21 protein-coding genes, 1 tRNA gene and 1 riboswitch are annotated in these 23,337 nt (G+C 65.1%); of the genes, 18 read left to right on the forward strand and 4 right to left on the reverse strand.

Going from position 1 to position 23,337, the window contains the following annotated elements:
- The first annotated feature begins 170 nt into the window (after positions 1-170).
- The 6 genes from Y882_RS12160 to Y882_RS12185 all read left to right on the forward strand — a co-directional run bounded on the left by Y882_RS12160 (position 171) and on the right by Y882_RS12185 (position 4,538).
- A tRNA-Gly gene (locus tag Y882_RS12160) sits at positions 171-244 on the forward strand.
- Positions 245-317: 73 nt separating this feature from the next.
- Positions 318-773 carry an ATP-dependent zinc protease family protein gene (locus tag Y882_RS12165; RefSeq protein WP_046972282.1) on the forward strand — a complete coding sequence of 152 codons (456 nt, stop codon included), beginning with the start codon at positions 318-320 and terminating at the stop codon, positions 771-773.
- Complete coding sequence (rimK, locus tag Y882_RS12170; RefSeq protein WP_046972190.1) at positions 770-1,687, forward strand: 30S ribosomal protein S6--L-glutamate ligase; 918 nt, start codon at positions 770-772, stop codon at positions 1,685-1,687. The genes Y882_RS12165 and rimK overlap by 4 nt, the downstream gene beginning before the upstream one ends.
- A gap of 116 nt (positions 1,688-1,803) precedes the next feature.
- Complete coding sequence (locus Y882_RS12175) at positions 1,804-2,289, forward strand: hypothetical protein (RefSeq protein WP_046972191.1); 486 nt, start codon at positions 1,804-1,806, stop codon at positions 2,287-2,289.
- Positions 2,290-2,581: 292 nt separating this feature from the next.
- A complete protein-coding gene (locus tag Y882_RS12180) occupies positions 2,582-3,268 on the forward strand; it encodes a response regulator transcription factor (protein WP_046972192.1) in 687 nt (228 codons plus the stop codon).
- Positions 3,252-4,538: a sensor histidine kinase gene (locus Y882_RS12185; RefSeq protein ID WP_046972193.1), complete on the forward strand. Its 1,287-nt coding sequence runs from the start codon at positions 3,252-3,254 to the stop codon at positions 4,536-4,538. The genes Y882_RS12180 and Y882_RS12185 overlap by 17 nt, the downstream gene beginning before the upstream one ends.
- A gap of 103 nt (positions 4,539-4,641) precedes the next feature.
- Here Y882_RS12185 and Y882_RS12190 read toward each other — a convergent pair whose 3' ends face one another.
- The 3 genes from Y882_RS12190 to metF all read right to left on the reverse strand — a co-directional run bounded on the left by Y882_RS12190 (position 4,642) and on the right by metF (position 7,101).
- Complete coding sequence (locus tag Y882_RS12190; protein WP_046972194.1) at positions 4,642-5,559, reverse strand: branched-chain amino acid transaminase; 918 nt, start codon at positions 5,557-5,559, stop codon at positions 4,642-4,644.
- 77 nt (positions 5,560-5,636) lie between these two features.
- Positions 5,637-6,245 carry a hypothetical protein gene (locus tag Y882_RS12195; RefSeq protein WP_046972195.1) on the reverse strand — a complete coding sequence of 203 codons (609 nt, stop codon included), beginning with the start codon at positions 6,243-6,245 and terminating at the stop codon, positions 5,637-5,639.
- A gap of 28 nt (positions 6,246-6,273) precedes the next feature.
- Positions 6,274-7,101 (reverse strand): methylenetetrahydrofolate reductase [NAD(P)H], encoded by an 828-nt coding sequence (gene metF / locus Y882_RS12200; protein WP_046972196.1) that lies wholly within the window; start codon positions 7,099-7,101, stop codon positions 6,274-6,276.
- A 206-nt stretch (positions 7,102-7,307) separates the two neighbouring features.
- Between metF and ccoN the strand changes: the two genes are divergently transcribed.
- From ccoN to Y882_RS12245, 10 genes are read left to right on the forward strand one after another with little or no spacing between them, the layout of a single operon-like run.
- Positions 7,308-8,753, forward strand: a complete 1,446-nt coding sequence (gene ccoN, locus Y882_RS12205) for a cytochrome-c oxidase, cbb3-type subunit I (protein WP_046972197.1) — start codon at positions 7,308-7,310, stop codon at positions 8,751-8,753.
- A gap of 10 nt (positions 8,754-8,763) precedes the next feature.
- The gene (gene ccoO / locus Y882_RS12210) at positions 8,764-9,405 is read left to right on the forward strand and encodes a cytochrome-c oxidase, cbb3-type subunit II (protein ID WP_046972198.1); all 642 of its coding nucleotides are present in this window, start codon (positions 8,764-8,766) and stop codon (positions 9,403-9,405) included.
- Position 9,406: 1 nt separating this feature from the next.
- Positions 9,407-9,547 carry a cbb3-type cytochrome c oxidase subunit 3 gene (locus Y882_RS19345; protein ID WP_082121094.1) on the forward strand — a complete coding sequence of 47 codons (141 nt, stop codon included), beginning with the start codon at positions 9,407-9,409 and terminating at the stop codon, positions 9,545-9,547.
- Positions 9,544-10,479 (forward strand): cytochrome-c oxidase, cbb3-type subunit III, encoded by a 936-nt coding sequence (gene ccoP, locus Y882_RS12215; protein WP_046972199.1) that lies wholly within the window; start codon positions 9,544-9,546, stop codon positions 10,477-10,479. Before Y882_RS19345 ends, ccoP begins: the two co-directional genes overlap by 4 nt.
- Entirely contained in the window at positions 10,476-10,784 is a 309-nt protein-coding gene (locus tag Y882_RS12220) for a hypothetical protein (protein ID WP_046972200.1), read from the forward strand. Before ccoP ends, Y882_RS12220 begins: the two co-directional genes overlap by 4 nt.
- Positions 10,781-12,334 (forward strand): 4Fe-4S dicluster domain-containing protein, encoded by a 1,554-nt coding sequence (locus tag Y882_RS12225; RefSeq protein WP_046972201.1) that lies wholly within the window; start codon positions 10,781-10,783, stop codon positions 12,332-12,334. Before Y882_RS12220 ends, Y882_RS12225 begins: the two co-directional genes overlap by 4 nt.
- Entirely contained in the window at positions 12,331-12,813 is a 483-nt protein-coding gene (locus Y882_RS12230; RefSeq protein ID WP_046972202.1) for a hypothetical protein, read from the forward strand. The genes Y882_RS12225 and Y882_RS12230 overlap by 4 nt, the downstream gene beginning before the upstream one ends.
- Before the next feature lie 2 nt (positions 12,814-12,815).
- Positions 12,816-15,221, forward strand: a complete 2,406-nt coding sequence (locus Y882_RS12235; RefSeq protein ID WP_052949980.1) for a heavy metal translocating P-type ATPase — start codon at positions 12,816-12,818, stop codon at positions 15,219-15,221.
- Positions 15,218-15,424, forward strand: a complete 207-nt coding sequence (gene ccoS / locus Y882_RS12240; RefSeq protein WP_046972203.1) for a cbb3-type cytochrome oxidase assembly protein CcoS — start codon at positions 15,218-15,220, stop codon at positions 15,422-15,424. Before Y882_RS12235 ends, ccoS begins: the two co-directional genes overlap by 4 nt.
- Positions 15,414-16,136 carry a sulfite exporter TauE/SafE family protein gene (locus Y882_RS12245; protein WP_046972204.1) on the forward strand — a complete coding sequence of 241 codons (723 nt, stop codon included), beginning with the start codon at positions 15,414-15,416 and terminating at the stop codon, positions 16,134-16,136. Before ccoS ends, Y882_RS12245 begins: the two co-directional genes overlap by 11 nt.
- Positions 16,137-16,276: 140 nt before the next feature.
- Here Y882_RS12245 and ahcY read toward each other — a convergent pair whose 3' ends face one another.
- On the reverse strand, positions 16,277-17,710 hold the full coding sequence (ahcY, locus tag Y882_RS12250; RefSeq protein ID WP_046972205.1) for an adenosylhomocysteinase: 1,434 nt from the start codon (positions 17,708-17,710) through the stop codon (positions 16,277-16,279).
- 41 nt (positions 17,711-17,751) lie between these two features.
- A riboswitch (S-adenosyl-L-homocysteine riboswitch) is annotated at positions 17,752-17,853 on the reverse strand.
- 140 nt (positions 17,854-17,993) lie between these two features.
- Here ahcY and Y882_RS12255 point away from each other — a divergent pair.
- Together Y882_RS12255 and ppc are read left to right on the forward strand one after the other, a co-directional pair.
- On the forward strand, positions 17,994-20,489 hold the full coding sequence (locus Y882_RS12255) for a S9 family peptidase (RefSeq protein WP_046972206.1): 2,496 nt from the start codon (positions 17,994-17,996) through the stop codon (positions 20,487-20,489).
- A 138-nt stretch (positions 20,490-20,627) separates the two neighbouring features.
- On the forward strand, positions 20,628-23,333 hold the full coding sequence (gene ppc / locus Y882_RS12260; RefSeq protein ID WP_046972207.1) for a phosphoenolpyruvate carboxylase: 2,706 nt from the start codon (positions 20,628-20,630) through the stop codon (positions 23,331-23,333).
- Positions 23,334-23,337: the final 4 nt, after the last annotated feature.

A 23,337-nucleotide genomic window follows, 5' to 3' on the forward strand; every position in this document is an offset into this window, starting at 1 on the left:
CATGTCCGGTTCACGCCGGGTTGGGAAAGCCGACTCCAGGCATACCAGGCGATCGTCGCCGCGAACCCTTCGCTTGCGCTCCCGGGGCGCGCGGCCATCGATCGAACGTCGTCATGGAAAGATCGGCGGTTCCCAAGCCCCGCGGAGGCGGGTTACCATCGCCGAACGTTGCGGGTGTAGCTCAATGGTAGAGCTGTAGCTTCCCAAGCTACTGACGAGGGTTCGATTCCCTTCACCCGCTCCATTGTTTCTCCCGACCCCGTTGCTCTCGACCCCACCGAGCTCCCTACACGTAACCCTTGCGGCGTGCGCTGATCATGGCGGATGTGACTACCCTCGGCTGGCGGGAGCGCTTGGCATTGCCGATGCTCGGCATTCCTCTGCTCAAGGCCAAGCTCGATACCGGTGCGCGTAGCAGTTCATTGCACGTGGACACGCTGGAAAGCTTCGTGCGCGCCGGCGATACATGGCTGCGTTTTTCAGTCACCGTGGGCGGGCGCCATCGTGTCGCCGTGACCTGCGAAACCCTCGCGCTGGACCGCCGTGCCGTCACCGATACGGGCGGACGGCGCACGCTGCGCTGGTTTATCCGCACCGACGTGGTGCTGGGCGGCGAGCGCTTTGCCGTCGACATCAATCTGACCGACAGGCGCCATATGCTGTTTCCCATGCTGCTCGGGCGTAGCGCCTTGCACGGGCGATTCGCGGTGGATCCTGCGCTTTCCTACACACAGCCTCGACCCATCCGGGCGGGCACGACGGGTGTTTCATGAAGATTGCCATACTCTCGCGCAACACTCGTCTGTACTCGACGCAGCGCCTGGTCGATGTCGCGCGCGAGCGTGGACACGTGGTGCGCGTGCTCGATCCGCTGCGCTGCTACGTGCGCATTGCGCCGGGCAATATGTCCATCCGCTACAAGGGCAAGGCGATCAAGGGCATCGATGCGGTGATCCCGCGCATCGGCGTCACCAGCACGTTTTACGGCACGGCCGTGCTGCGCCAGCTGGAAATGATGGGCGTCTACACGCCCAATACCTCCGACTCGGTGTTGAGCGCACGCGACAAGCTGCGCTCGCTGCAGATCCTGGCGGCCAAGGGCCTGGACATGCCGGCCACGGTGTTCGGCGACAACCCGGATGACACCGCCGACGTGCTGGCCATGCTGGGCGAGCCCCCGCACGTGATCAAGCTCAATGAAGGCAGCCAGGGCACCGGCGTGGTGCTGGCCGAGAAGCGCAGCGCCTCGCAGAGCGTGATCGAGGCCTTCCGCGGCCTTTACGCCAACTTCCTCGTGCAGGAGTTCATTGCCGAGGCCAAGGGCACCGATCTGCGTTGCTTCGTGGTGGGCAAGAAAGTGGTTGCGGCCATGCAGCGGGAGGCCAGTCCGGGCGAGTTCCGCGCCAACATCCATCGCGGGGCCACCGCCAAGGCCGCCACGCTGAGCGCCGAAGAGCGCCGGATTGCCGTACGCGCCGCCGCAGCCCTGGGTCTGGGGGTGGCCGGCGTGGACATGCTGCGCTCCAAGCGCGGTCCGCTGATCCTCGAAGTGAACGCCTCCCCCGGCCTGGAAGGCATCGAGGCCGCCACCGGCGTCAACGTGGCGGGGGCGATCATCCAGCTGCTGGAAAGCGAGTCGGGTGCCGCGGCGGTCCCCATCAAACGGCGTACCCAGCGGGCCGGTTGAGTTCATTTGTACAGGACTACCACTTTTGGCCTTTGACCCCGCGCCGAATCCCGGCCTAGCATGGGGGTTCCTGCAGGGCGCGTCCCGAGGGGGGATGCCGCAGGGTGGAGGAGTCAATGAAGCGGAAGTACTGGCTGCCGGTCACGGCGGCGATGATGCTCGTGTTGCAGGTGGCGACGGTTCAAGCAAAGGAAACCAAGCCTGACGTCAAGGCCACTACCAAGGATGAATTCGCTGCGGTAGCCGACCATGTTCGTCAGCAGATGGCGCCGGGCGGTCGGTTTGATTCCGTGAAGGCGTCCGACCAGGCGACGGTTGACCGCGACCTCAGCAGCATGGAATCGCTGTACGACAAGTTCGGCACGGTCGACGCGATGGACCAGTCGGCCAAGATCGATCTCTACAACAAGCAGTCGGAAGTCAACGCGATCCTGACCCGCAACGACGCCGATCGCGAGGTGTGCGAGCAGGTCAAGCCGATGGGTTCGAACATTCCCAAGACGGTGTGCAAGACCCAGCGCGCGATCAACGAAGAGAACGACCAGTCACAGCGGATGAAGCAGGACATGATGAAGGTCCAGAATCCGCGTGGCGGCAGCTGAGCCCGTTAACGGTGTTGTGAGTAGCGGTTAACCACCGTGTAACTGCACGGCACCTATAAAGTCCCCACTGCAATTTGTTGGCACTTCCGTAAGGGCTGGTGACAGCAGATTTCGGTATCGGGGCAGTAGCTTGAGCCCAGGCGAGCGACCACGAGTCGAGCGGCCTGGGCTTTTTTCTTGCCCGATGCCCGGCCTCGTTCAGCTTTCTGGCCGCCGAGGCCCCTTTCCCCACCACAAGCTTGTTAAGCTTGTTGCCTCGGCCGGCCTCACGCCGGCTGCGTATGGAGGACGCATGCGCGTACTGGTGATCGAAGACAACAGCGATATCGCCACCAACATCGGCGATTATCTGGAAGACCGCGGCCATGTGGTCGATTTCGCCGGCGATGGCGTCACGGGGCTGCATCTGGCCGTCGTGCATGACTTCGACGTGATCGTGCTCGACCTGACCCTGCCAGGCATGGATGGCCTGGACGTGGCCCGCAAGCTGCGCCACGAGGCCCACAAGCAGACGCCGATCCTCATGCTCACCGCGCGCGATGCGCTGGAGCAGAAGCTCACTGGCTTTGAGTCCGGCGCCGACGACTACATGACCAAGCCGTTCGCCCTGCAGGAACTGGCAGCGCGCCTGGAAGTGCTGGCGCGCCGCGGCAAGGGTCCGCAGAGCCGCGTCCTCAAGGTGGGCGATCTCACCTATAACCTCGACACCCTAACGGTGACCCGTGAAGGCAAGTCGATCCAGCTCAACCCGATCGGGCTGAAGCTGCTGCAGGCCCTGATGGAGGCGAGCCCTTCGGTGGTGACCCGCCAGGACCTGGAACAGCGCGTGTGGGGCGAAGAACTGCCCGACAGCGATTCGTTGCGCGTGCATATCCATGGTCTGCGTGCAGCCATCGACAAGCCGTTCGACAAGCCGCTGATCCACACGCGTCACGGTATCGGTTATCGAATGGTCGAACCGGATGCAGTCCAGGCGTAAGCTCAGGTTCCGCCTGGTCGTCTCCTTCGCGCTGTTCGGTTTCGGCCTCAGCGCGTTGTTTGCGTTTGCGGCGTTGAATATTCGCAGTCGGGTGGAGGACCAGTTGGTCAACTCCAGCCTGATTGACGATGCGAAATACGCCAACCAGTTTGCCCAGGCGCATCCCGATGCGCCCGGACCCGGGTCGCGTCTGATCACGGGCATGACCAAGAGCGAGCGCACGCTCTACAAGGCTCCGTTGACGTGGCAGAACCTGGATACAGGTGTGCACGACATCAACGAAGTGGCAGACGACGGCACGCAGCACCACTACAAGCTGGCGGTGTATCGCGAGAACGGCATCATCAGCTTTGTCCGCTACGACGTATCGCGTGAAGAGCTGGGCAAGCGTCAGCTGGTCATCAGCGTGATTGCCGCGGTGTTCCTGTTTGGTCTGTTGTCGTTGGTGCTCGGTTTTTGGCTGTCGCGCAAGGTGCTCAAGCCGGTCAGCGAACTGGCGCGTCGATTGCGCGACTTCCGCAAGAACGGCAAAGCCGAACCGCTGGCACCGCATTTTGCCGATGACGAAGTGGGCGAACTCGCCTTTGCACTCGATGAATACTCGCAACGCCTCACCGCGATGGTGGAGCGCGACCGCGAGTTCAACTCCGACGTGAGCCATGAGCTGCGCACGCCGCTGGCGGTCATTTCCAGCACCACCGAACTGCTGCAGGGCTCGCCCGATCTGACCGACAAGTTGCGCGAGCGCCTCAAGCGCATCGAGCGCTCGTCGCGTCAGGCGACCGAACTGATCGAGGCCTTGCTGCTGCTGTCGCGTGCGGAACGCCGTGGCCCTACGCGTGGCGAAACCACCGACGTGTGCAAGGTGGCCTCGGACGTGATCGAAAGCCAGCGTCCGCAGATGCGCGACAAGCCGCTGGAAGTGGAGTTGCGCGTCAAGCATTCGGCGAGCATCAACGCGCCGGCGTCAGTGCTGGCGGTGGCGCTCACCAACCTGATCGGCAATGCCATCAAGTACACGCTCGAAGGGCGTGTCACGGTAGAGGTGAGCGCCGATCGCATCGAAGTGATCGACACCGGCCCGGGCATCAAACCGGAAGATGCCGAACGACTGTTCCAGCGTGGCGTGCGCGGCGAAGGTGCCGGTGGCAGTGGCGCGGGGCTGGGCCTGGCGATCGTGCGTCGCTTGTGTGATCTCTACGGCTGGGATGTGTCGATGCGTCCACGCACCGATACCAATGGTGCCGTCGCGAGCATCGTCTTCGGCTGAGCCCTCAACGCTGTAGGAGCGCACCCTGTGCGCGACCCGGCGCTTGCGCGGCGTTGGATCGCGCACAGGGTGCGCTCCTACATTCAATCGAGAGGCGGCCGGATCAAAGCGGCTCCAACCAACCCCACTGGTCGTTGGTCTTGCCATTGAACAGACCAAAGAACAGCTCCTGCAGGCGACGCGTCACGCGGCCGGCCTTGCCGCTGCCGATCTGCTTGCCGTCCACCGCGCGGATCGGGGTGATTTCCGCCGCCGTACCGCACATCAGCAGTTCGTCGCACAGGTAGAGGTATTCGCGCGGGATATCGCGTTCGACCACTTCGATGCCGTCTTCGCGGGCCAGCGTCTTGATCGTGTCGCGCGTGATGCCGGTGAGGATGGATGCGCTGGCCGGGGTGGTGTGCAGAACGCCGTCGAACACCAGGAACAGGTTTTCGCCCGCGCCTTCGCTGAGCAGGCCGCTGGAAGCCATGGCGATGCCTTCGCCGAAGCCCAGGCGGCGTGCTTCACGCGCGATCAACTGGCCGGAAAGGTAATTGCCGCCGGCCTTGGCGCCGGCCGGAATGGTGTTGGGCGCAAAGCGCTGCCAGCTCGATACGCAGGCATCGATGCCGTTTTCCAGCGCCTCGGGGCCGAGGTACGGACCCATCGGCCATGCGGCCACGGCCACATCGATCGGCGTTTCCGCCGACAGGCCGAAACCACCCAGGCCGCGGTAGGCCACCGGGCGCAGGTAGGCCGCGTTGAGGCCGTTCTTGCGGACGACTTCGCGGCAGGCGGCAGCGAGCTCATCCTGCGAGTAGGGCACGACCATGTCGTAGATCTTGGCCGACTGGTAGAGGCGCTTGAGGTGATCGGTCAGGCGGAAAATCGCCGCGCCGTCCGGCGTGGCATAACTGCGGATGCCTTCGAACACCGACGAGCCATAGTGCAGCGCATGCGCCATCACGTGGGTGGTGGCGTCTTGCCAGGGCTTGATGGCACCGTTCTGCCAGATCCAATCGGGGTACTGCTGCGCCATGGGGGATCTCCGGGGAAAAATCGCGCCATGATACCGCGGCGGCGGCGTGGGCGATTTTGCGCAGCACCAATGCGGGGTCAGCCCGAAGCGCGCAACCACAGGCAGCCGGAGCGCCGCACCACACCGAAGCGGGTTTCATGCGCCACGCCGCTGGCGTCGGCCGAGGCCGTGCGTACGACCAGCTGTTGGTCCCCCGCCGACGCGGGAGGCGACCGCGTCGCATCGGCGCCAGGCGAGGTGAACAGAGGGTCGTCACTGGATGCTGGCGGCCCTTCGTTTTCCGATGCGGTGCCGATGTCGAGCAGGGGGCGCTGCATCAGCGAGCCCAGCGAGCGGATATCCGCGACCACGGCATCACGGCCGTAGCCGTTCCAGATCATCAGGCCGGCGAGTCGATTGGGGTCGCGCGCCGCGAACGCGTCGATCATGCCCTGGCGCAGCTCGGCCACCGAGGTGGCGCAGCTTACCGGTGGCGGCGTGGTCGTCGGGATGGTCGAGACGGCCTGCGTCACCGGCGGTTTCGCGCTGGGGGTTGGCGTGGCCACCGGCGTCGCCTGCAAGGCAGCGCAGGGCTGATCGGTGAACAACGGATTGCCGTCCGCGCCGATGCAGCGATGGATGCCATCCTGCGCGATGGCGCAGAGCGGCAACAGGAACAGCAGCAGCGCACATCCGATTCGCTTCATCCAGCGAGCTTACGCCCGCTCTCGTTGCTTATCCGTGCAGCCGGTCGAGGATCGCGAGCGTGGCCCGTGCGCGGTTCAAGGTATAGAAATGCAGCGACGGCGCGCCGCCTTCCAGCAAGCGGCGGCACATTTGCGCCACCACGTCGGCACCCAGCTCGCGGATCGAGGCGGCATCGTCGCCATGGGCCAGCATGCGCTTGGCGATCCAGCGCGGAATCTCCGCGCCGCAGCCATCGGAGAAACGCTTGAGCTGCGAGTAATTGGAGATCGGCATGATGCCGGGCACGATCGGCACGTTCACGCCAAGCCGCCGCACGTCGTCGACGAAGCGAAAATACGCATCGGCGTTGAAGAAGTATTGGGTGATCGCGCCATCGGCGCCGGCGTCGACCTTGGCCTTGAAATGGCGAAGGTCGGCCAGCGCATCGTCGGCCTGCGGATGCATTTCCGGATAGGCGGCCACTTCGATATGGAAGTGATCACCCGAATGCTCGCGGATGAAACGCACCAGTTCGGCGGCATAACGGAAGTCGCCGGGCGTGGCCATGCCCGAGGGAAGGTCGCCACGCAGGGCGACAATGCGGCGATAGCCGGCGGCGCGGTAGTCGTCCAGCAGTGCGCCCAGCTCGGCGCGCGTTCCGCCCACGCAGGAAAGATGCGGCGCCACGCTGAAGCCGTGGTCGGTGTGCAGCCGATGCACGGTTTCACCGGTGTAGCTCAGCGTTGACCCGCCTGCACCAAACGTCACCGAGACGTACTCGGGCGAACGCGACTTCAGCAGCGCAGCGGCCTGGTCGAGTTGGGCGCGCTGTTCGTCGGTCTTGGGCGGGAAGAACTCAAAGCTGAAGCTCGACATCGGGGTGGTCCCTGCGGTGGCGGTGGTCGAGAGTATATATCTCTTTCTCGCGATATAGAGATGTCTGTAGAGGGGCCGCCGCTGCCGCCCCGCCTGCGACAAAGCGCGGCAGCGGAATCGGGCCTCGCCATTGATCCAGATCAATTGGCCACTTCCACCCGGCCCCCAGACTTCCACCCGTTCAGTTATGCCTAGGAGTGGGCTTCATGGTGGGCGTCGAGGGGAGTTACAACGACAAGGTCATACGGCAGTTTTCCGTGATGACCGTGGTCTGGGGTGTGGTCGGCATGCTGGTGGGCGTCTACATCGCCGCCCAGCTGTACTGGCCCGCCCTCAATTTCGATATCCCGTGGCTCAGCTACGGCCGACTGCGCCCACTGCATACCAATGCGGTGATTTTTGCGTTCGGCGGCTGCGCGTTGTTCGCCACCAGCCTGTACACCGTGCAGCGCACCTGCCATGTGCGGCTGATCTCCGACAAGCTCGCCTCGTTCGTGTTCTGGGGTTGGCAGCTGGTGATCGTGGCGGCGGCGATTTCGCTGCCGCTGGGCTATACGCAGGGCAAGGAATACGCCGAGCTCGAGTGGCCGATCGATATCCTGATCACCATCGTGTGGGTGGCGTACGCGGTGCTGTTCTTCGGCACCATTGCCAAGCGCAAGGTCAAGCACATCTACGTCGCCAACTGGTTCTACGGCGCGTACATCATCACCATCGCGCTGTTGCACATCGTCAACAACCTGGCCATCCCGGCCGGCCCGATGAAGTCGTACTCGGTGTACTCGGGTGCGGTCGATGCGATGGTGCAGTGGTGGTACGGCCATAACGCCGTGGGCTTTTTCCTGACCACCGCCTTCCTCGGCATGATGTATTACTTCGTGCCCAAGCAGGCTGACCGCCCGATCTATTCGTACCGCCTGTCGATCGTGCACTTCTGGGCATTGATCGCCATCTACATGTGGGCCGGCCCGCATCACCTGCAGTACACCGCGCTGCCCGACTGGGCGCAGAACCTGGGCATGGTGTTCTCGCTGGTGTTGCTGGCGCCGTCGTGGGGCGGTGCGATCAACGGCATCCTCACGCTGTCGGGCGTCTGGTACAAGCTGCGCACCGATCCGATCCTGAAGTTCCTCGTCGTCTCGCTCTCGTTCTACATGATGAGCACGTTCGAGGGACCGATGATGTCGATCAAGACGGTCAACTCGCTCAGCCACTACACCGACTGGACCATCGGCCACGTGCATGCCGGTGCACTGGGCTGGGTCGCGATGATCTCGATCGGCTCCATTTACGCGATGCTGCCGCGCCTGCTGCGCCTGCCCAAGATGTACTCGGTCAAATTGATCGACGTGCACTTCTGGCTGCACACCATCGGCGTGGTGGTCTACATCGCCGCGATGTGGATTGCCGGCGTCACGCAGGGCCTGATGTGGCGCGCCACCGATCCCGATACCGGCACGCTGACCTATGCCTTCGTCGAAGCACTCAATGCCACCAAGCCGTATTACGTGGTGCGCGTGGGCGGCGGCGTGATCGTGCTGGCCGGCATGCTGGTGATGGCATGGAACACGTTCAAGACATTCCGCCTGGCCGCCGCGAGCACCGAGCCGCAACCGCTGCTTGCGCCCGACGCCGCCGACGCCCGTGCCTGAAGGAACAGACATGAGCCAGACACACGCAAAACTCGAAAAAAACATCGGCTTGATGGGCATCCTGGTGGCAGTCGCCGTCTCCTTCGGCGGTCTCGCCGAAATCGTGCCGTTGATGTTCCAGGCGGAAACGATCAAGCCGCTACCCGGCATCAAGCCGTATCCCGCGCTGGAACTGGCGGGCCGCGACGTGTACATCCGCGAAGGCTGCTACAACTGCCATTCGCAGATGGTGCGCACGCTGCGCTTTGAGACCGAGCGCTACGGTCACTATTCGCTGGCCGGCGAATCGGTCTACGACCATCCGTTCCAGTGGGGCAGCAAGCGCACCGGTCCGGACCTGGCGCGCGTCGGTTTGCGCGGCTATTCCGACGACTGGCATCGCGCCCATCTGCACAACCCGCGCGACGTCGTGCCGGAATCCAATATGCCCGGCTATCCGTGGCTGGCGGACAACAAGCTCGATGGCAATGAGGTGGCCACGCATATGCGGGCACTCAAGCGCATCGGCGATCCGTACAGCGAGGAAGACATCGCGGGCGCAGCCAAGGCCGTCGAGGGCAAGACCGAGCTCGACGCCGTGGTGGCCTATCTGCAGGCGCTGGGCACGCATGTGTCGCAGGCCGACATGCAGGCTGCCGAGGGAGCGGAGTGACATGGTTCCAGGACTGATTACCGGTTTCTTGTTGGTGCTCTTTGTCGGCGCCTGCATCTGGATCTGGCGGCCGGGCACCAAGCCCGCGATGGATGCCGCCGCGCTCATGCCGCTGGAAGATGACAAGGAGGAACTCGCATGACTTCCGGATGGACCTGGTACGTCATCGCCATCACGGTGATCAATCTGATCGGTTGCGTATGGCTGCTGCGCGCCAATACGCGCCGCAGCCCCACCGACCCCAAGCCTGACGAAACGGGGCACGTGTGGGATGGCAACATCACCGAGTACAACAAGCCGTTGCCGAAGTGGTGGATCAACCTGTTCTACATCACCATCGTGTTTTCGGTGGGCTACTTGTTGTGGTTCGGCGTGGGCACCTTCCGTGGCTTCGGACACTGGAGCTCGCACAAGGAGTGGGCGCTGGAGACGGCGGCCGAAGACGCGCGCCTCGACGACACGCTCAAGTTGTATGCCGGCAAACCCATCGACATGCTGGCCAAGGACCCGCAGGCGGTGGCGCTGGGCCGCAACATCTTCATCAACCGCTGCGCGGCCTGCCATGGCTCGACGGGTCACGGTGCCACCGGCTTTCCTGATCTGACGGATGACATCTGGCATTGGGGCGGCACGCCACACCGCATTCTGGAAACCATCCAGGAAGGCCGGCAGGCAGTCATGCCCGCCTGGGCGACCACGCTCACCGCGCAGGGTGGACCGACCGCCGTCGATGACACAATTGCCTATGTGCTGTCGTTGTCCAAGCCGGCGCAGGCCAGGGACGAGGCAAGCGAGCGCGGCGAGAAACTGTTCCAGACGATCTGCGTGGCCTGTCATGGTCCGCAGGGCAAGGGCAACCAGGTGGTCGGTGCGCCCGATCTCACGGATAGCTATTGGCTCTACGGCAGCAGCAAGGCCTCGTTGCACAAGACGCTGAACGAAGGTCGCCAGGGCGTGATGCCGGCATGGAAGCCAGTGCTCGGCGATACGCGTACGCGTCTGGTCGGTGCCTATGTGTGGACCTTGTCGCCGCACACGGATGGGCCACCGGCAGGTGCAGTGGTCGCCGAATGATCGACCGGAATACCACCGTCACCCGCGGACGCGAGCCGACGCCGTTCTCGCAGAACCTTGGCGCCTTGCTCTGGCCAAGCTTCTTCGTGGCCGGCGTGGTGACGATGGTGTTCTTTGCCTTCATCGATCCGATCGCCTTGCGCGACATCACCTTTCCCTCCTTGAGGATCGGGCGCGAACTCGGCTACACGCTGGGATTCTTTCTGATCTGGCTGGCGACGGCCTCGTCCAGCCTGTTTACCTGGATCCTGCTGCGCCCCAGCCGCGCGGTGCGATCCCTGCCACGTTCCGGTAAGACACCATGAGTCGCCGCATTCCGCTCCAGGTCATCGATGACGGGAGCGATTCGTACTACGTCAGCGAACGCAAGGTCTATCCCCGCGACGTCGCCGGCCGCTTCAACCGCCTGCGGGTGGCCGCGGTGATCTGGCTGCTGGGCATGTACTACAGCTTTCCGTGGCTGACCTGGCAGGGGCGACAGGCCGTCCTGCTGGATCTGCCCGCGCGCAAGTTCCATGTGTTTGGATGGCTGTTCCTGCCGCAGGATTTCCTGTTTCTGTCGGTGCTTTTGATCATCGCGGCGCTGGCGCTGTTCTTCTTCACCGCCCTGGCGGGCCGTCTGTTCTGCGGTTACGCCTGCCCGCAGACGGTGTGGACCGAAGTGTCGCTATGGATCGAGCGCTGGTGCGAAGGTGATCGCAGCAAGCGCATGAAGCTCGACGCCTCGCCATGGACGCGGGAGAAGATCCTGCGCAAGAGCGCACGCCACACGCTGTGGGCGGTGTTCTCGCTGTGGACCGGGTTCACTTTCGTGGGTTACTTCAGTCCGATCGGTGAGCTGGCGCGTCGGACGCCTTGGGCGTGGGGCGGGTGGGAAGCGTTCTGGATCCTATTCTATGCGTTCGCCACCTGGGGCAATGCCGGCTTCCTGCGTCAGCAGGTCTGCAAGTACATGTGTCCGTACGCACGCTTCCAGAGCGCGATGTTCGACCGCAACACCTTGCTGATCGCCTATGACCCCATGCGCGGCGAGCCGCGTGGACCGCGCAAGCGCGGCCTGGCCAGCGTGCTTGAACGTGCGCGCGGTCTGCTCGATACGATCACCGCCTACGACTATGTGTTCCGCGCCAGCCAGCATCCGTCTGCGGCCGACCATCGCGCGCAGGCCGGCGGCACGATCACCCTGGCAGCGCTCGGTGAAGAGGCCAAGCCGCTGCCCAAGTTCGCGCTGGAAGAACTGGGCGACTGCGTCGATTGCACGATCTGCGTGCAGGTGTGCCCGGTCGGCATCGATATACGCAATGGCCTGCAGTACGAATGCATCGCGTGCGGCGCCTGCATCGACGCCTGCGACGAGGTGATGGGCAAGGTCGGCTATCCGCAAGGTCTGATCCGCTATACCACCCAGAACCAGATCGATGGCAAGCCGGCCAGGCTGCTGCGCACCCGCGTGCTGGTCTACGGCGCGTTGCTGCTCGCCCTGATAGGGGGCTGGCTGTACGGCATCACCCATCGCAGCCCGCTGATGGCCGAAGTGCTGCGCGATCGCAATGCGATGTACAGCGAGGATGCCGAGGGCAATATCCAGAATGCCTACACGGTGAAGCTGGTCAACAAGGCGCAACAGCCGCATCGCTTCGCCATCGAGATCAGCTCGACCGATCTGAGCGCGTTGCGACTGGGCGGTGGCGTGCAAACCTTGCGTGCCCAGAGCGGCGAAGTGCTGTCCGTCCCTATCACCGTCACGACGGCGGCGGACATCACCGGCCGCCATGAGGTGATCTTCCACGTGCGCGATCTCGACGCCAACGTCGGCGTCGACGTCAAAAGCAGTTTCTTTGGACCCCTGCCATGAACCAGACACGCAGTACCTGGCGCGAACCGATGGTGTGGATGCTGGTGGGCTTGCCATTGGCGTCGGTGGCGATCGGCTTCGCCTTGCTGTTCGCGGCCGTGCGTCCCGGTCGCGAAGACATGGACACCATCACGCAGGCCACGCGAGTGGGCAAGCTACTGGTGTCCGCGCAGGACGAGCCGTCCACCGAAGTCGCCACCAAGGGCCTGGTGCTCCGCTTGAAAGGCGACATGATCGAGGCGGTACCCGTGGACGGCGACTTCCCGCGCGGCGGCAAGCTGCGACTTACGCTCAGGGCGAGTGACTCGCAGGCGGCGGAACGAAGCGTTGAGCTATCGCCCAGCGAGTTGGGCTGGCGCGGCGTCGGCTCGCTGGACGGCGGGCATGACTGGATGGTCGAATTGAGTCCGGACAACGCGGCCTGGTCGCTGCGCGGACATTGGACGGCGCAGGCGCGAGCGATTCGCCTGTCGCCCTGATCGTGGACCGCGCCGTCGAAGCCGACCCTGGCGGTCGCGCACTGCTTTGCTACCACTGCGGCGAAGCGTTGCCGCCTACGCCCCTGCAACTGGACGTCGATGGCGAGCCGCGGGGCTTCTGCTGTCACGGCTGCGCTGCCGCCGCCGAGTGGATTCGCCAGTCGCAGCTCGGCGACTACTACCGTCTGCGCAGCGCTGCGGCAACGCGCGTTGAAGACGTGCCTGACCTGGCCAGCTGGGACCGCGACGACCTGCTGGGCGAACACGCGCTGCCCGTCGCCGGCGGCCTGGAAATCACCTTGCTGACGGACGGCATGCGTTGCGCGGCCTGCGCGTGGCTGATCGATCAAGCCTTGCAACGTGAGCCGGGCGTGTTCGACACCAGCGCCAATGCGGTGACCGGACGCATTCGCATCGGCTGGAATCCGGCGCAGGTTCGGCTGTCGCAGTTGCTCGGCCGACTGGCGATGCTCGGTTACCGCCCGTATCTGGCCACCGGCGCGCTGCGCGAGCGGGAGCGCGTGGCCGAACAGCGCCGCTGGCTGATGCGCCTGGGCATCGCCGGTCTCGGCGCGATGCAGACCATGATGTTCTCCGAGGCGCTGTACCTGGATTTCGGCCATCACATGGCCGCTCCGACGCGCGACTTCTTTCGCTGGGTCGCCTTGCTGGTGGCCACGCCGGTGGTGTTCTTCTCGGGTTGGCCGTTCCTGCAGGGCTGCTGGCGCGAGCTGCGGCAGCGTCATCCCGGCATGGACACCTTGATCGCCAGCTCGACGCTGCTGGCTTATTTCGCCAGCGTGGTGGAGACCGCCCGCGGCGGCGCGCAGATCTGGTACGACGCCGCAACCATGTTCGTATTCCTGCTGCTCACCGCGCGCCTGCTGGAACAGCGTGCGCGCCGCGTCGCCAGCGCGCAGGTGGACGCGCTTGCGCGGGCGCGCCCGACCCTGGCAGTGCGCGAGCGCGCCGATGGCAGCAGGGAATCCGTACCCGTGGCGTCGTTGCAGGCGGGCGATATCGTCTGCGTAGCGGTGGGCGAGGTGGTGCCTGCCGATGGGCGCCTGCTCACCGCGGAAGCCTCTTTTGAAGAGGCCTTGCTTACAGGCGAGTCGCGGCCTATGACCCGTGCGCAGGGAGCGGCGATCTACGCGGGCACGGTCTGTCGCGAGATCCCCGCGCGCATCGACGTGACCCAGACGGGAGCGGCCACGCGGTTGTCGCAGCTCGCACGTCTGGTCGAGCAGGCGCAATCGCAACGGCCACGCCTGGCGCGCGTCGCCGATCGCGTCGGCAGTGTCTTCGTATCGGTGCTGATCGTATTGGCGGTCATCGTCTACGGCGTTTGGCGCATGCATGACACGGCGCGTGCGTTCGAAGTCACGCTGTCGCTGCTGGTGGTCAGTTGTCCATGCGCGCTGTCGCTGGCCGTGCCGACTGCACTGGCGGCGAGTCATGGAGCCTTGGCGCGGCTGGGCGTGCTGTCCATCCGCGCGGGCGGTCTGGAACATCTCGCCAAGGTCAGCGACCTGGTGTTCGACAAGACCGGCACGCTGACCAGCGTGCAGCTTGCCGTGGGCGAGGTGCAGACGTTTGCCGATATCCCGCCAGTCACCGCCTTGCAGATGGCGGCTGCGCTGGAGCGCGACGGTGGCCACCCGATCGCGCAGGCCTTTGCCGGCACGCCCACCCCGCTGCACGCGCATGACCTGCGCACGGTCACGGGGCACGGTGTCGAGGGTCATCTGGACGGTAAGCGATGGAGGCTTGGGCGCGCCTCGTTCGTTGCGTCGCGCGAGGATGACGGCCAACTCTGGCTGGGCGACGGCAAGCGTGCGGTCGCCAGGTTTTGTCTGCGCGAGAGCGTGCGCCCCGATGCGACGGAGACCATCGCGGCGCTGCGCGCCCTGGGCATCGAGATCCATCTGGCCAGCGGTGATGCAGCTGTCGCCGTGCAGCGTCTGATGCGCGAGTTGCGGATCGGCCACGCACATTCGCGCCAGTCGTCGGAAGACAAGCTGGCATTGGTGCGCGCGTTGCAGGCGAAAGGACGTCTGGTCGCGATGGTGGGGGACGGCCTCAATGATGCACCGGTGCTCGCCGGCGCCGATGTGTCGATCGCCATGGGCGAGGGCGCCTCGCTGGCGCAGCGCGCCGCCGATATGGTGCTGACTTCGCCATCGCTGCTGCGCATTCCTGCCGCCATCGCGCTTGCCCGGCGGACGCAGCGCATCATCCGCCAGAACTTTGCGTGGGCGGTGGGCTACAACCTGCTTGCGTTGCCCCTGGCCATCACCGGGCATGTGACGCCCGCATGGGCCGCGCTCGGCATGGCCATGTCATCGCTGATCGTGACGTTCAACGCGTTGCGCCTGGTGCGGCCACCGAAGGCGGGCATGAAGTCGTGATCATCCTGCTCATGTTGGTGCCACTGAGTCTGATGTTGCTCGCGTTTGCGATCGGCGCCTTCGTGTGGGCCGTGCGCAAAGGGCAGTTCGACGATATGGATACGCCGGCGCTGGATATCCTGCGCGACGACATTCACGCTGATCCACCGCCTGCCGTGTCGCAGAGGGAAGACCCCAGGAAGGTCGGCGCCGATGTCGATTGATCTACTCGCGGTGTCGGCGGCGCTATTGACCGGCGTCTTGGGCGGCGTGCATTGCGCGGCGATGTGCGGCGGTATCGCGACCGGGTTTTCGATGTGGTCGCCGCGCCATGGGCTGCTCGCGTCAGTGCAGCTGAATGCAGGTCGCGTGCTGGGCTATGTGTTCGCCGGCGCACTTGTCGGCGGTATCGGCGACGGCGTGTTGCGACTGTTCGAGTGGCATGCGCTGGCGATGGCCACGCGCATGGCGATGGGCCTGGTGCTGGTATTCGCTGCGCTGCGCCTGCTGGATCAGCAGGGACGCCTGCGCTTACTGCAGCGCCCCGGCGTGCATCTGTGGCGCTGGCTGCAACCGTTGCAGCGACGCCTGCTTCCCGCGCATACGGCACCGCGTCGCATCGTTGCCGGCGTGTTGTGGGGATGGATGCCCTGCGGCCTCAGCGCCACCATGCTGGCGGCGGCATGGTTGCAGGCGAGTGCGTTGAATGGTGGCGCCACCATGGCTGCCTTTGGATTGGGTACTTGGTTGGTGATGGTGCCGCTCACATGGTCGGGTGCACGTGTTGGGCGGTGGTTGCAACGTGCAGGGGCGCGATGCAGTGTGGCGGCTTTGGTGCTGCTGGCGGGTGTGGTGACGATGGCGGGGCCGTGGCTGATGCAGGTGCCTTCGCTGCATGGGGTCATGGGGTGGTTGGGGTGCGGACCGCTTCGTTGAGTCGCGCACAGGGTGCGCTCCCACAGATGTGCGGCCGCGCCAACTTGTGGGAGCGCACCCTGTGCGCGACGCCGTTCGCCTCACCGCCACAAAAAAAGGCCGCCTTTCGGCGGCCTCTTCCATTACCCGAAGGCAAACGATCAATAACGATAATGATCCGGCTTGTACGGGCCATCGATCGGCACGCCGATGTAGGCAGCCTGGTCCGGGGTCAGCTTGGTGAGCTTCACGCCGATCTGCTCAAGGTGCAGGCGAGCCACTTCTTCGTCCAGCTTCTTGGGCAGGCGATAGACCGTCTTGTCGTAGAAGTCCTTGTTCGCCCACAGGTCGAGCTGGGCCAGCGTCTGGTTGGAGAAGCTGTTGGACATCACGAAGCTCGGGTGGCCGTGGGCGCAGCCCAGGTTCACCAGGCGGCCTTCGGCCAGCATGTAGATGCTGCGGCCGGTCTGCTCGAAGGTGTAGCGATCCACCTGCGGCTTGATGGTTTCGCGCGACACGCCCTTGGCGGTGTTCAGGCGATCCATCTGGATCTCGTTGTCGAAGTGGCCGATGTTGCACACCAGCGCGTTGTTCTTCATCGCCGCCATGTGCTCGAGCGTGATGATGTCCTTGTTGCCGGTGGTGGTGACGTAGATGTCGCCCAGGCCCAGGGTGTCTTCAATGGTGGTGACCTGGAAGCCTTCCATCGCGGCCTGCAGGGCGTTGATCGGGTCGATCTCGGTCACGATCACGCGGGCACCGAAGCCCTTGAGCGAATGCGCGCAACCCTTGCCCACGTCGCCGTAGCCGCACACCACGGCCACCTTGCCGGCGACCATCAGGTCGGTCGCGCGCTTGATGCCGTCAGCCAGCGATTCGCGGCAGCCGTAGAGGTTGTCGAACTTGCTCTTGGTCACCGAGTCGTTGACGTTGATCGCCGGCACCAGCAGCTTGCCGGCTTCGGCGAGCTGGTAGAGGCGATGCACGCCGGTGGTGGTTTCTTCGGAGACGCCCTTCCATTCGGCGGCGATCTTCTTGAACCAGCCCGGACGGGCGGCGGCGGTGCGCTTGACCAGATCCTTGATGACCTGCTCTTCGTGGTTGCCGCTGGGCGTGTTGACCCAGTCGCTGCCGTCTTCCAGCTCCACACCCTTGTGGATGAACAGCGTGGCGTCGCCGCCGTCGTCCACGATCAGCTGCGGGCCGAGCTCACCCGGGTGGGTCAGCATGTCCAGCGTGCATTCCCAATACTCTTCCAGCGTCTCGCCCTTCCAGGCGAACACCGGCAGGCCACCGGCGGCCAGTGCGGCGGCCACGTCGTCCTGGGTGGAGAAGATGTTGCACGAGGCCCAGCGGACCGAGGCACCAAGCTCACGCAGGGTTTCGGCGAGCACGGCGGTTTCCTTCGTGCAGTGCAGGGAGCCGGACAGGCGCACGCCCTTGAGCGGCTTGTCCTTGGCGTAGCGGGCGCGGATCTGCATCAGGCCCGGCATTTCCTCTTCGGCCATGCGGATGCGGCGGCGGCCGAGATCGGCGAGCGACATATCGCGGACCTTGAAGTCCTGCGAGGCGGAATCCTTGGTAACTGCGTTCATTTGGCTTAGCTCCGGGTGTTGCGACAAAAAAGAGTCGCATCGTTAACCGGGCGCCGTTACGGGAAAAATCCGTCGAGCCTGGCCGGGTTCGTGGAACACGCTTAGGTGTGCACGGAGCCGCGGTCGCAGCGCCCCTCGACGGGACGCATGAGTATAGCGTCCCTCGATGATGGTTTCGTGGCCGGCGTCCGTCCGGTTCAGCCGAACCATGACCGATGGCCTGGTTCCGCCGGCCGCTCAGGGGTTAATGTCGCAGGAGTCATGACACAGGGGACTGCCTCGTATGGATAGGTCGCTGCGCCGTTTCATTCTTGCCGGCTTGCTGCTGGTCGCCTCACCGCTCGTGCTCGCCGATTCGAAGGCGCCCGCGCCTGCCACCGCGCCGGCGTCGGGCTATCTCACACCGCCCGCGCCCTTGCAGGCGCTGGTGGATGCGCCGCGGCCGCCGCAGCTGTCGATCAGCCCGCATCGCGATCTGCTGGCCCTCACCCAGACGCCGCCGTTGCCGGGCATCGACGTGGTGGCGCAGCCGGAACTGAAGCTGGCCGGCCTGCGCATCAATCCACGCACCTATGCGCAGAGCCGCTTCGTGTTCGGCAGCGACCTGTGGCTGATGGACGTGGCCACAGGCAAGGAAATCCGCCTGCAGGGCCTGCCCAAGCCGCTGTCCATCGCGACCTCCGCGTGGTCGCCGGATCAGCGCTATCTCGCCTTCAACCAGGTCAATGCGCGCGACGGCAGCAACGAGCTGTGGGTGGTCGATATCGGCGCACGCTCCGCCCGTCGCCTGATCTCGCTGCCGTTGAACACCGTGGCGGGCCGCGGCTACCGCTGGATGCCGGACAGCTCGCAGTTGCTGGTGCAACTGCAGCCGGAAGGGCAGGGCGCAGCGCCGGTCGCCAGCAGCATACCGACGGGTCCCGATACGCAGCAGACGCAGGCCGGCAGTGGCGTGAAGGCCATCCGCACCTACGAGGACATGCTGCGCAACGAAGACGACGCGAAGTTGTTCGAGTACTACCTGCGCTCGCAGTCCGCGCTGGTGTCGCTGGACGGCAAGGTCACCAAGCTCGGCGAACCCGCGTTGACGCTCGGACTCGCACCGTCGCCTGATGGCCGCTATTTGCTGCGCGAGCGGGTGGAGCGTCCCTTCTCCTATCTTGTTCCGGTGGACAGCTTCCCGCGTCGTATCGAAGTGCTCGATCGCGACGGCAAGCTGGTGAAGGAGATCGCGCATCTGCCCCTGGTGGAAGGCCTGCCCACCGGCAACGACGCCGTACCCGCTGGTGTGCGCGAGATCACCTGGCGCGCCGATGCACCGGCCACGTTGGTGTGGGCCGAGGCGCAGGACGGCGGCGATCCGGCACGCAAGACAGACATCCGCGACCTCGTGCAGATGCAGGCGGCTCCGTTCGATCAGGCACCGGTCACGCTGGCCAAGCTTGGCAGTCGCTACGCGGGTGCGTACTGGGCCAACGGCGATCTGGCGCTGATCGATGAGTTCTGGTGGAAGACCCGCCGCGTAAAGCAATGGCGCGTGTCGCCCGATCATCCGGCGCAGGCGCCGGCCCTGGTGCGCGAGGGTTCCTCGGAAGATCGTTACCGCGATCCAGGTACGCCCGCGACCATGCTCGATGAGCACGGCCAATCGCGCCTCATGGTCACGGCCGACGGCCAAAACATCTACCGCCTTGGCGAAGGCGCTTCGCCCGAAGGCGATCGTCCCTTCATCGATCGCGTGAACCTGCAGTCGGGCAACAGCACGCGACTGTTCCAGTCGCAGGCGCCGTACTACGAGGCCCCGCAGGTCCTGCTCGATGCGGAAGGCACGCGTGCGCTCACCTCGCGCGAAACGCCGACCGAGCCGACCAATTACTACGTGCGCGACCTGGCGGCGAACGGCAAGCTGCATGAGCTCACCCATTTCCCCAATCCGCTGCCGCAGTTGAAGGGCGTGAAGAAGGAGCAGATTCGTTACAAGCGCAAGGACGGCGTGGAACTTACCGCCACGCTCTATCTGCCGCCCAACTACGATCCGAAGAAGGATGGCCCGCGCCCGATGCTGATGTGGGCTTATCCGGCCGAGTTCAAATCGGCGGATGCGGCCGGTCAGGTCACCGACTCGCCGTACCGGTTCAACCGCATCAGCTACTGGGGCCCGCAGGCGTTCCTCACCATGGGCTATACGGTGCTGGACAACTTCTCCGTGCCCATCGTGGGTGAGGGCAGCAAGGAGCCCAACGATACGTATATCCCGCAGCTTGTCGCTAGCGCCGAAGCCGCGGTGGACGAAGTCGTGCGCCGCGGTGTGGCCGATCGCAACCGCATCGCGGTGGGCGGCCACTCGTACGGCGCGTTCATGACGGCCAACCTGCTCGCGCATACGCGCCTGTTCAAGGCGGGCATCGCACGCAGCGGCGCCTATAACCGCACGCTGACGCCGTTCGGCTTCCAGTCGGAAGAGCGCAACTACTGGCAGGCAACGGACGTCTACAACACGATGTCGCCGTTCAATTACGCGGAGAACATCAAGGACGCGCTGTTGATGATCCACGGCGAGCAGGACAACAACTCCGGCACCTTCCCGATCCAGAGCGAGCGCATGTATGCCGCCATCAAGGGCCTGGGCGGCACCTCGCGCCTGGTGCTGTTGCCGAACGAGGCGCATGCCTATCGCGCACGCGAATCGATCATGCAGATGCTGGCGGAGATGAATAGCTGGCTGGAGACCTACGTCAAACAGGCCAAGCCTGCGGACAAGGCCATGGCGGCGCCGTAATCCGTAACGCTTGAACAGGGGAGCGGGGCGGTGTCGCCGCCTCGCTTTCTTGACGTCGCCGACCGCGTTTGTGGCAATGCACAAAAGTTCTCCGCTTGGGGTAGTCTTGGACGTCCAGACATCCGCAACGTGGCATCGATGAACCAGCACCGCAGTCCTGAGTTCTCCCCGCACGACGCACCTCTGCGCGAAGACGTCCGCCGCCTCGGTACCCTGGTCGGCCATATGCTGGCCGAGCAGATCTCGCCGGCCTTCCTCGAGGAAGTGGAGCGTATCCGCACCGCGGCCATCGAGCGCCGCGTGGAAGAGGCGCCGCTGGATGAGCTGGGCAGCCTGCTTACCGGGCTGGACACGGACAAGGCCGAGTCGCTGGCGCGCGCGTTTGCCACCTATTTCCAGGCGGTGAATATCGCCGAACGCATCCATCGCATCCGCCGCCGCCGCGACTACCAGCGTGAAGGCGGCGCACCGCAGCCCGAATCATTGCTCGACGTGCTGATGCGGCTGAAGGCGCAAGGCGTGGAAGCGGGCGAGCTGATCGAATGGCTGGAACGGTTACAGGTGGAACCAGTTTTCACCGCACACCCGACCGAAGCCGTGCGTCGCTCGCTGCTGGAGAAGGAACAGTCCATCGTGCGCGCCCTGGTCGAAAACTTCGACCCCACGCGCACGCCGCAGGAACGCAAGGAAGACGACGACCGCATCTTCATGGCCTTGAGCGCCGGTTGGCAGACGGCCGAAGCCTCGTCGGTGAGTCCGACCGTGCAGGACGAGCATCACCACGTCGGCTTCTATCTCGCCAATCCCATCTATCGCATCGTGCCGGCGCTGTACGAATCCCTGGCCGACGCGCTGCAGACCGTCTACGGCGTGGCCGTGCCGATTCCGCGCCTGCTGAGTTTCGCCACCTGGGTGGGCGGCGACATGGATGGCAATCCGAATGTCGGCGCCGCCACCATCGCCAATAGCCTGTCCACCCAGCGTGCGCATGTACTCGAACACTACATCGAGGATATCGCCGGCCTCGCGCGCCTGTTGAGCCAGACGGAGGATCGCGTCCACGTGGGCAACGATCTGGCCAACCGCCTGCTCGACTATCGCACGCGTTTCCCCGAGGCCGCCGCCAAGGTGCGGCCGCGCCATGCCGACATGCCCTACCGCAGCCTGCTCACCATCATCGGTGCGCGCTTGCAGGCCACGCTCGAGGACGACCATCCCGAGGGCTACACCTGCGCGGACGAACTGCTGGAAGACCTGCGCCTGATCGCCGTGAGCCTGATCGATCATCATGGACTGCACGCCGGCGCCTACGCCGTGCGCCGCCTGATCTGGCGCGTGCGTACGTTTGGGTTCCATCTCGCCCGTCTGGACGTGCGGCAGGATTCGCGCGTGCACGACGATGCGCTGGGCCAATTGTTGAAAGACGAGGAGTGGTCGTCGCGCGATGCGCAGGAGCGCGCCGAGCGTCTGCGTCCGTACGCCGGCGGTCAGGACTCGCTGCCCGGGAGTGACGACGCCACCGTCACTTCACTGCACGACGTGTTTGCCACGCTGCGCGAGGCGCGTGCTCGCTACGGGGCGGACTCGCTGGGCCTGTACATCATCAGCATGGCGCGCTCCGCCGCGGACGTGCTGGCGGTACTGGCGCTGGCGCGTTACGGCGGACTCAGCAAGGAGGGTCGCGTGCCGCTGGACGTGGCGCCCCTGTTCGAAACGGTGGACGACCTGACCAATGCACCGGCGACCTTGCGTGCGCTGCTCGATGATCCCGTCTATCGCGATCATCTGGCCTCGCGCGGCAATCGCCAGTGGGTGATGCTCGGCTATTCCGACAGCGGCAAGGACGGCGGCACGCTGGCGTCGCGCTGGGGATTGCAGCGCGCGCAAGTCGAGTTGCTGGAGGTGGCGGCGGACGCCGATATCCGCCTGTCGTTCTTCCACGGTCGCGGTGGCTCGGCCAGTCGTGGTGGTTCGCGCATCACGCCCGCCCTGATGTCGTCGCCGCGCGGTTCGGTGGCCGGCGTGCTGCGCGTGACCGAGCAGGGCGAGGTGATCCACCGCAAATACGGGATACGCGCGCTGGCCCTGCGCAATCTTGAACAGACCGTGGGCGCCGTGTTGCGCGCCTCGCTGCGTCCGCGCACGCATGAGGCGCGCGAGGACACCTGGCGCGATCGCATGAGCCTGCTGGCCGCGCGCAGCCGCGAGCATTACCGGGCCTTCGTGGATCGCGAAGGTTTCGTCGATTACTTCCGCTCGGCCACGCCGATTGACGTGATCGAGCGCATGACCCTGGGTTCGCGCCCCGCGCGCCGCCGCAGCATGCGCGGCGTGCAGGATCTGCGCGCGATTCCGTGGGTGTTTGCATGGACGCAGTGCCGCTCGATCCTGCCGGGCTGGTATGGACTGGGCACCGCACTGGAGTTTGGCGCTGCACAGTACGGCGAGCAGGCGATGTCAGAGATGGCGCATGACTGGCCGTTCTTCGCCAATATGCTCGACGACGTCTCGATGGTGCTGGCCAAGAGCGACCTCGGCATCGCCGAGGCCTTCTCCCAACTCGCCGGCCCGCTGCACGAGCCGTTCTTCGGTTTGATCCGCGAGGAATTCGAGCGCACCCGCCGTTGGCTGATGCAGCTCAAGCGCAACGACAGCCTGCTGCAGAATGCGCCGAGGCTGGCGACCTCGATCGACCTGCGCAATCCCTATGTGGATCCGATGAGCCTGTTGCAGGTGGATCTGCTCAGGCGCTGGCGTGAAGGCGGCGAAAGCGATGATGCGTTGCTCGCCGCGTTGGTGGCCTGCGTGAATGGTGTGTCGCAAGGGTTGCAGAACACGGGTTAAGACT

This window comes from Dyella japonica DSM 16301, assembly GCF_001010355.1.
GTDB lineage: Bacteria > Pseudomonadota > Gammaproteobacteria > Xanthomonadales > Rhodanobacteraceae > Dyella > Dyella japonica.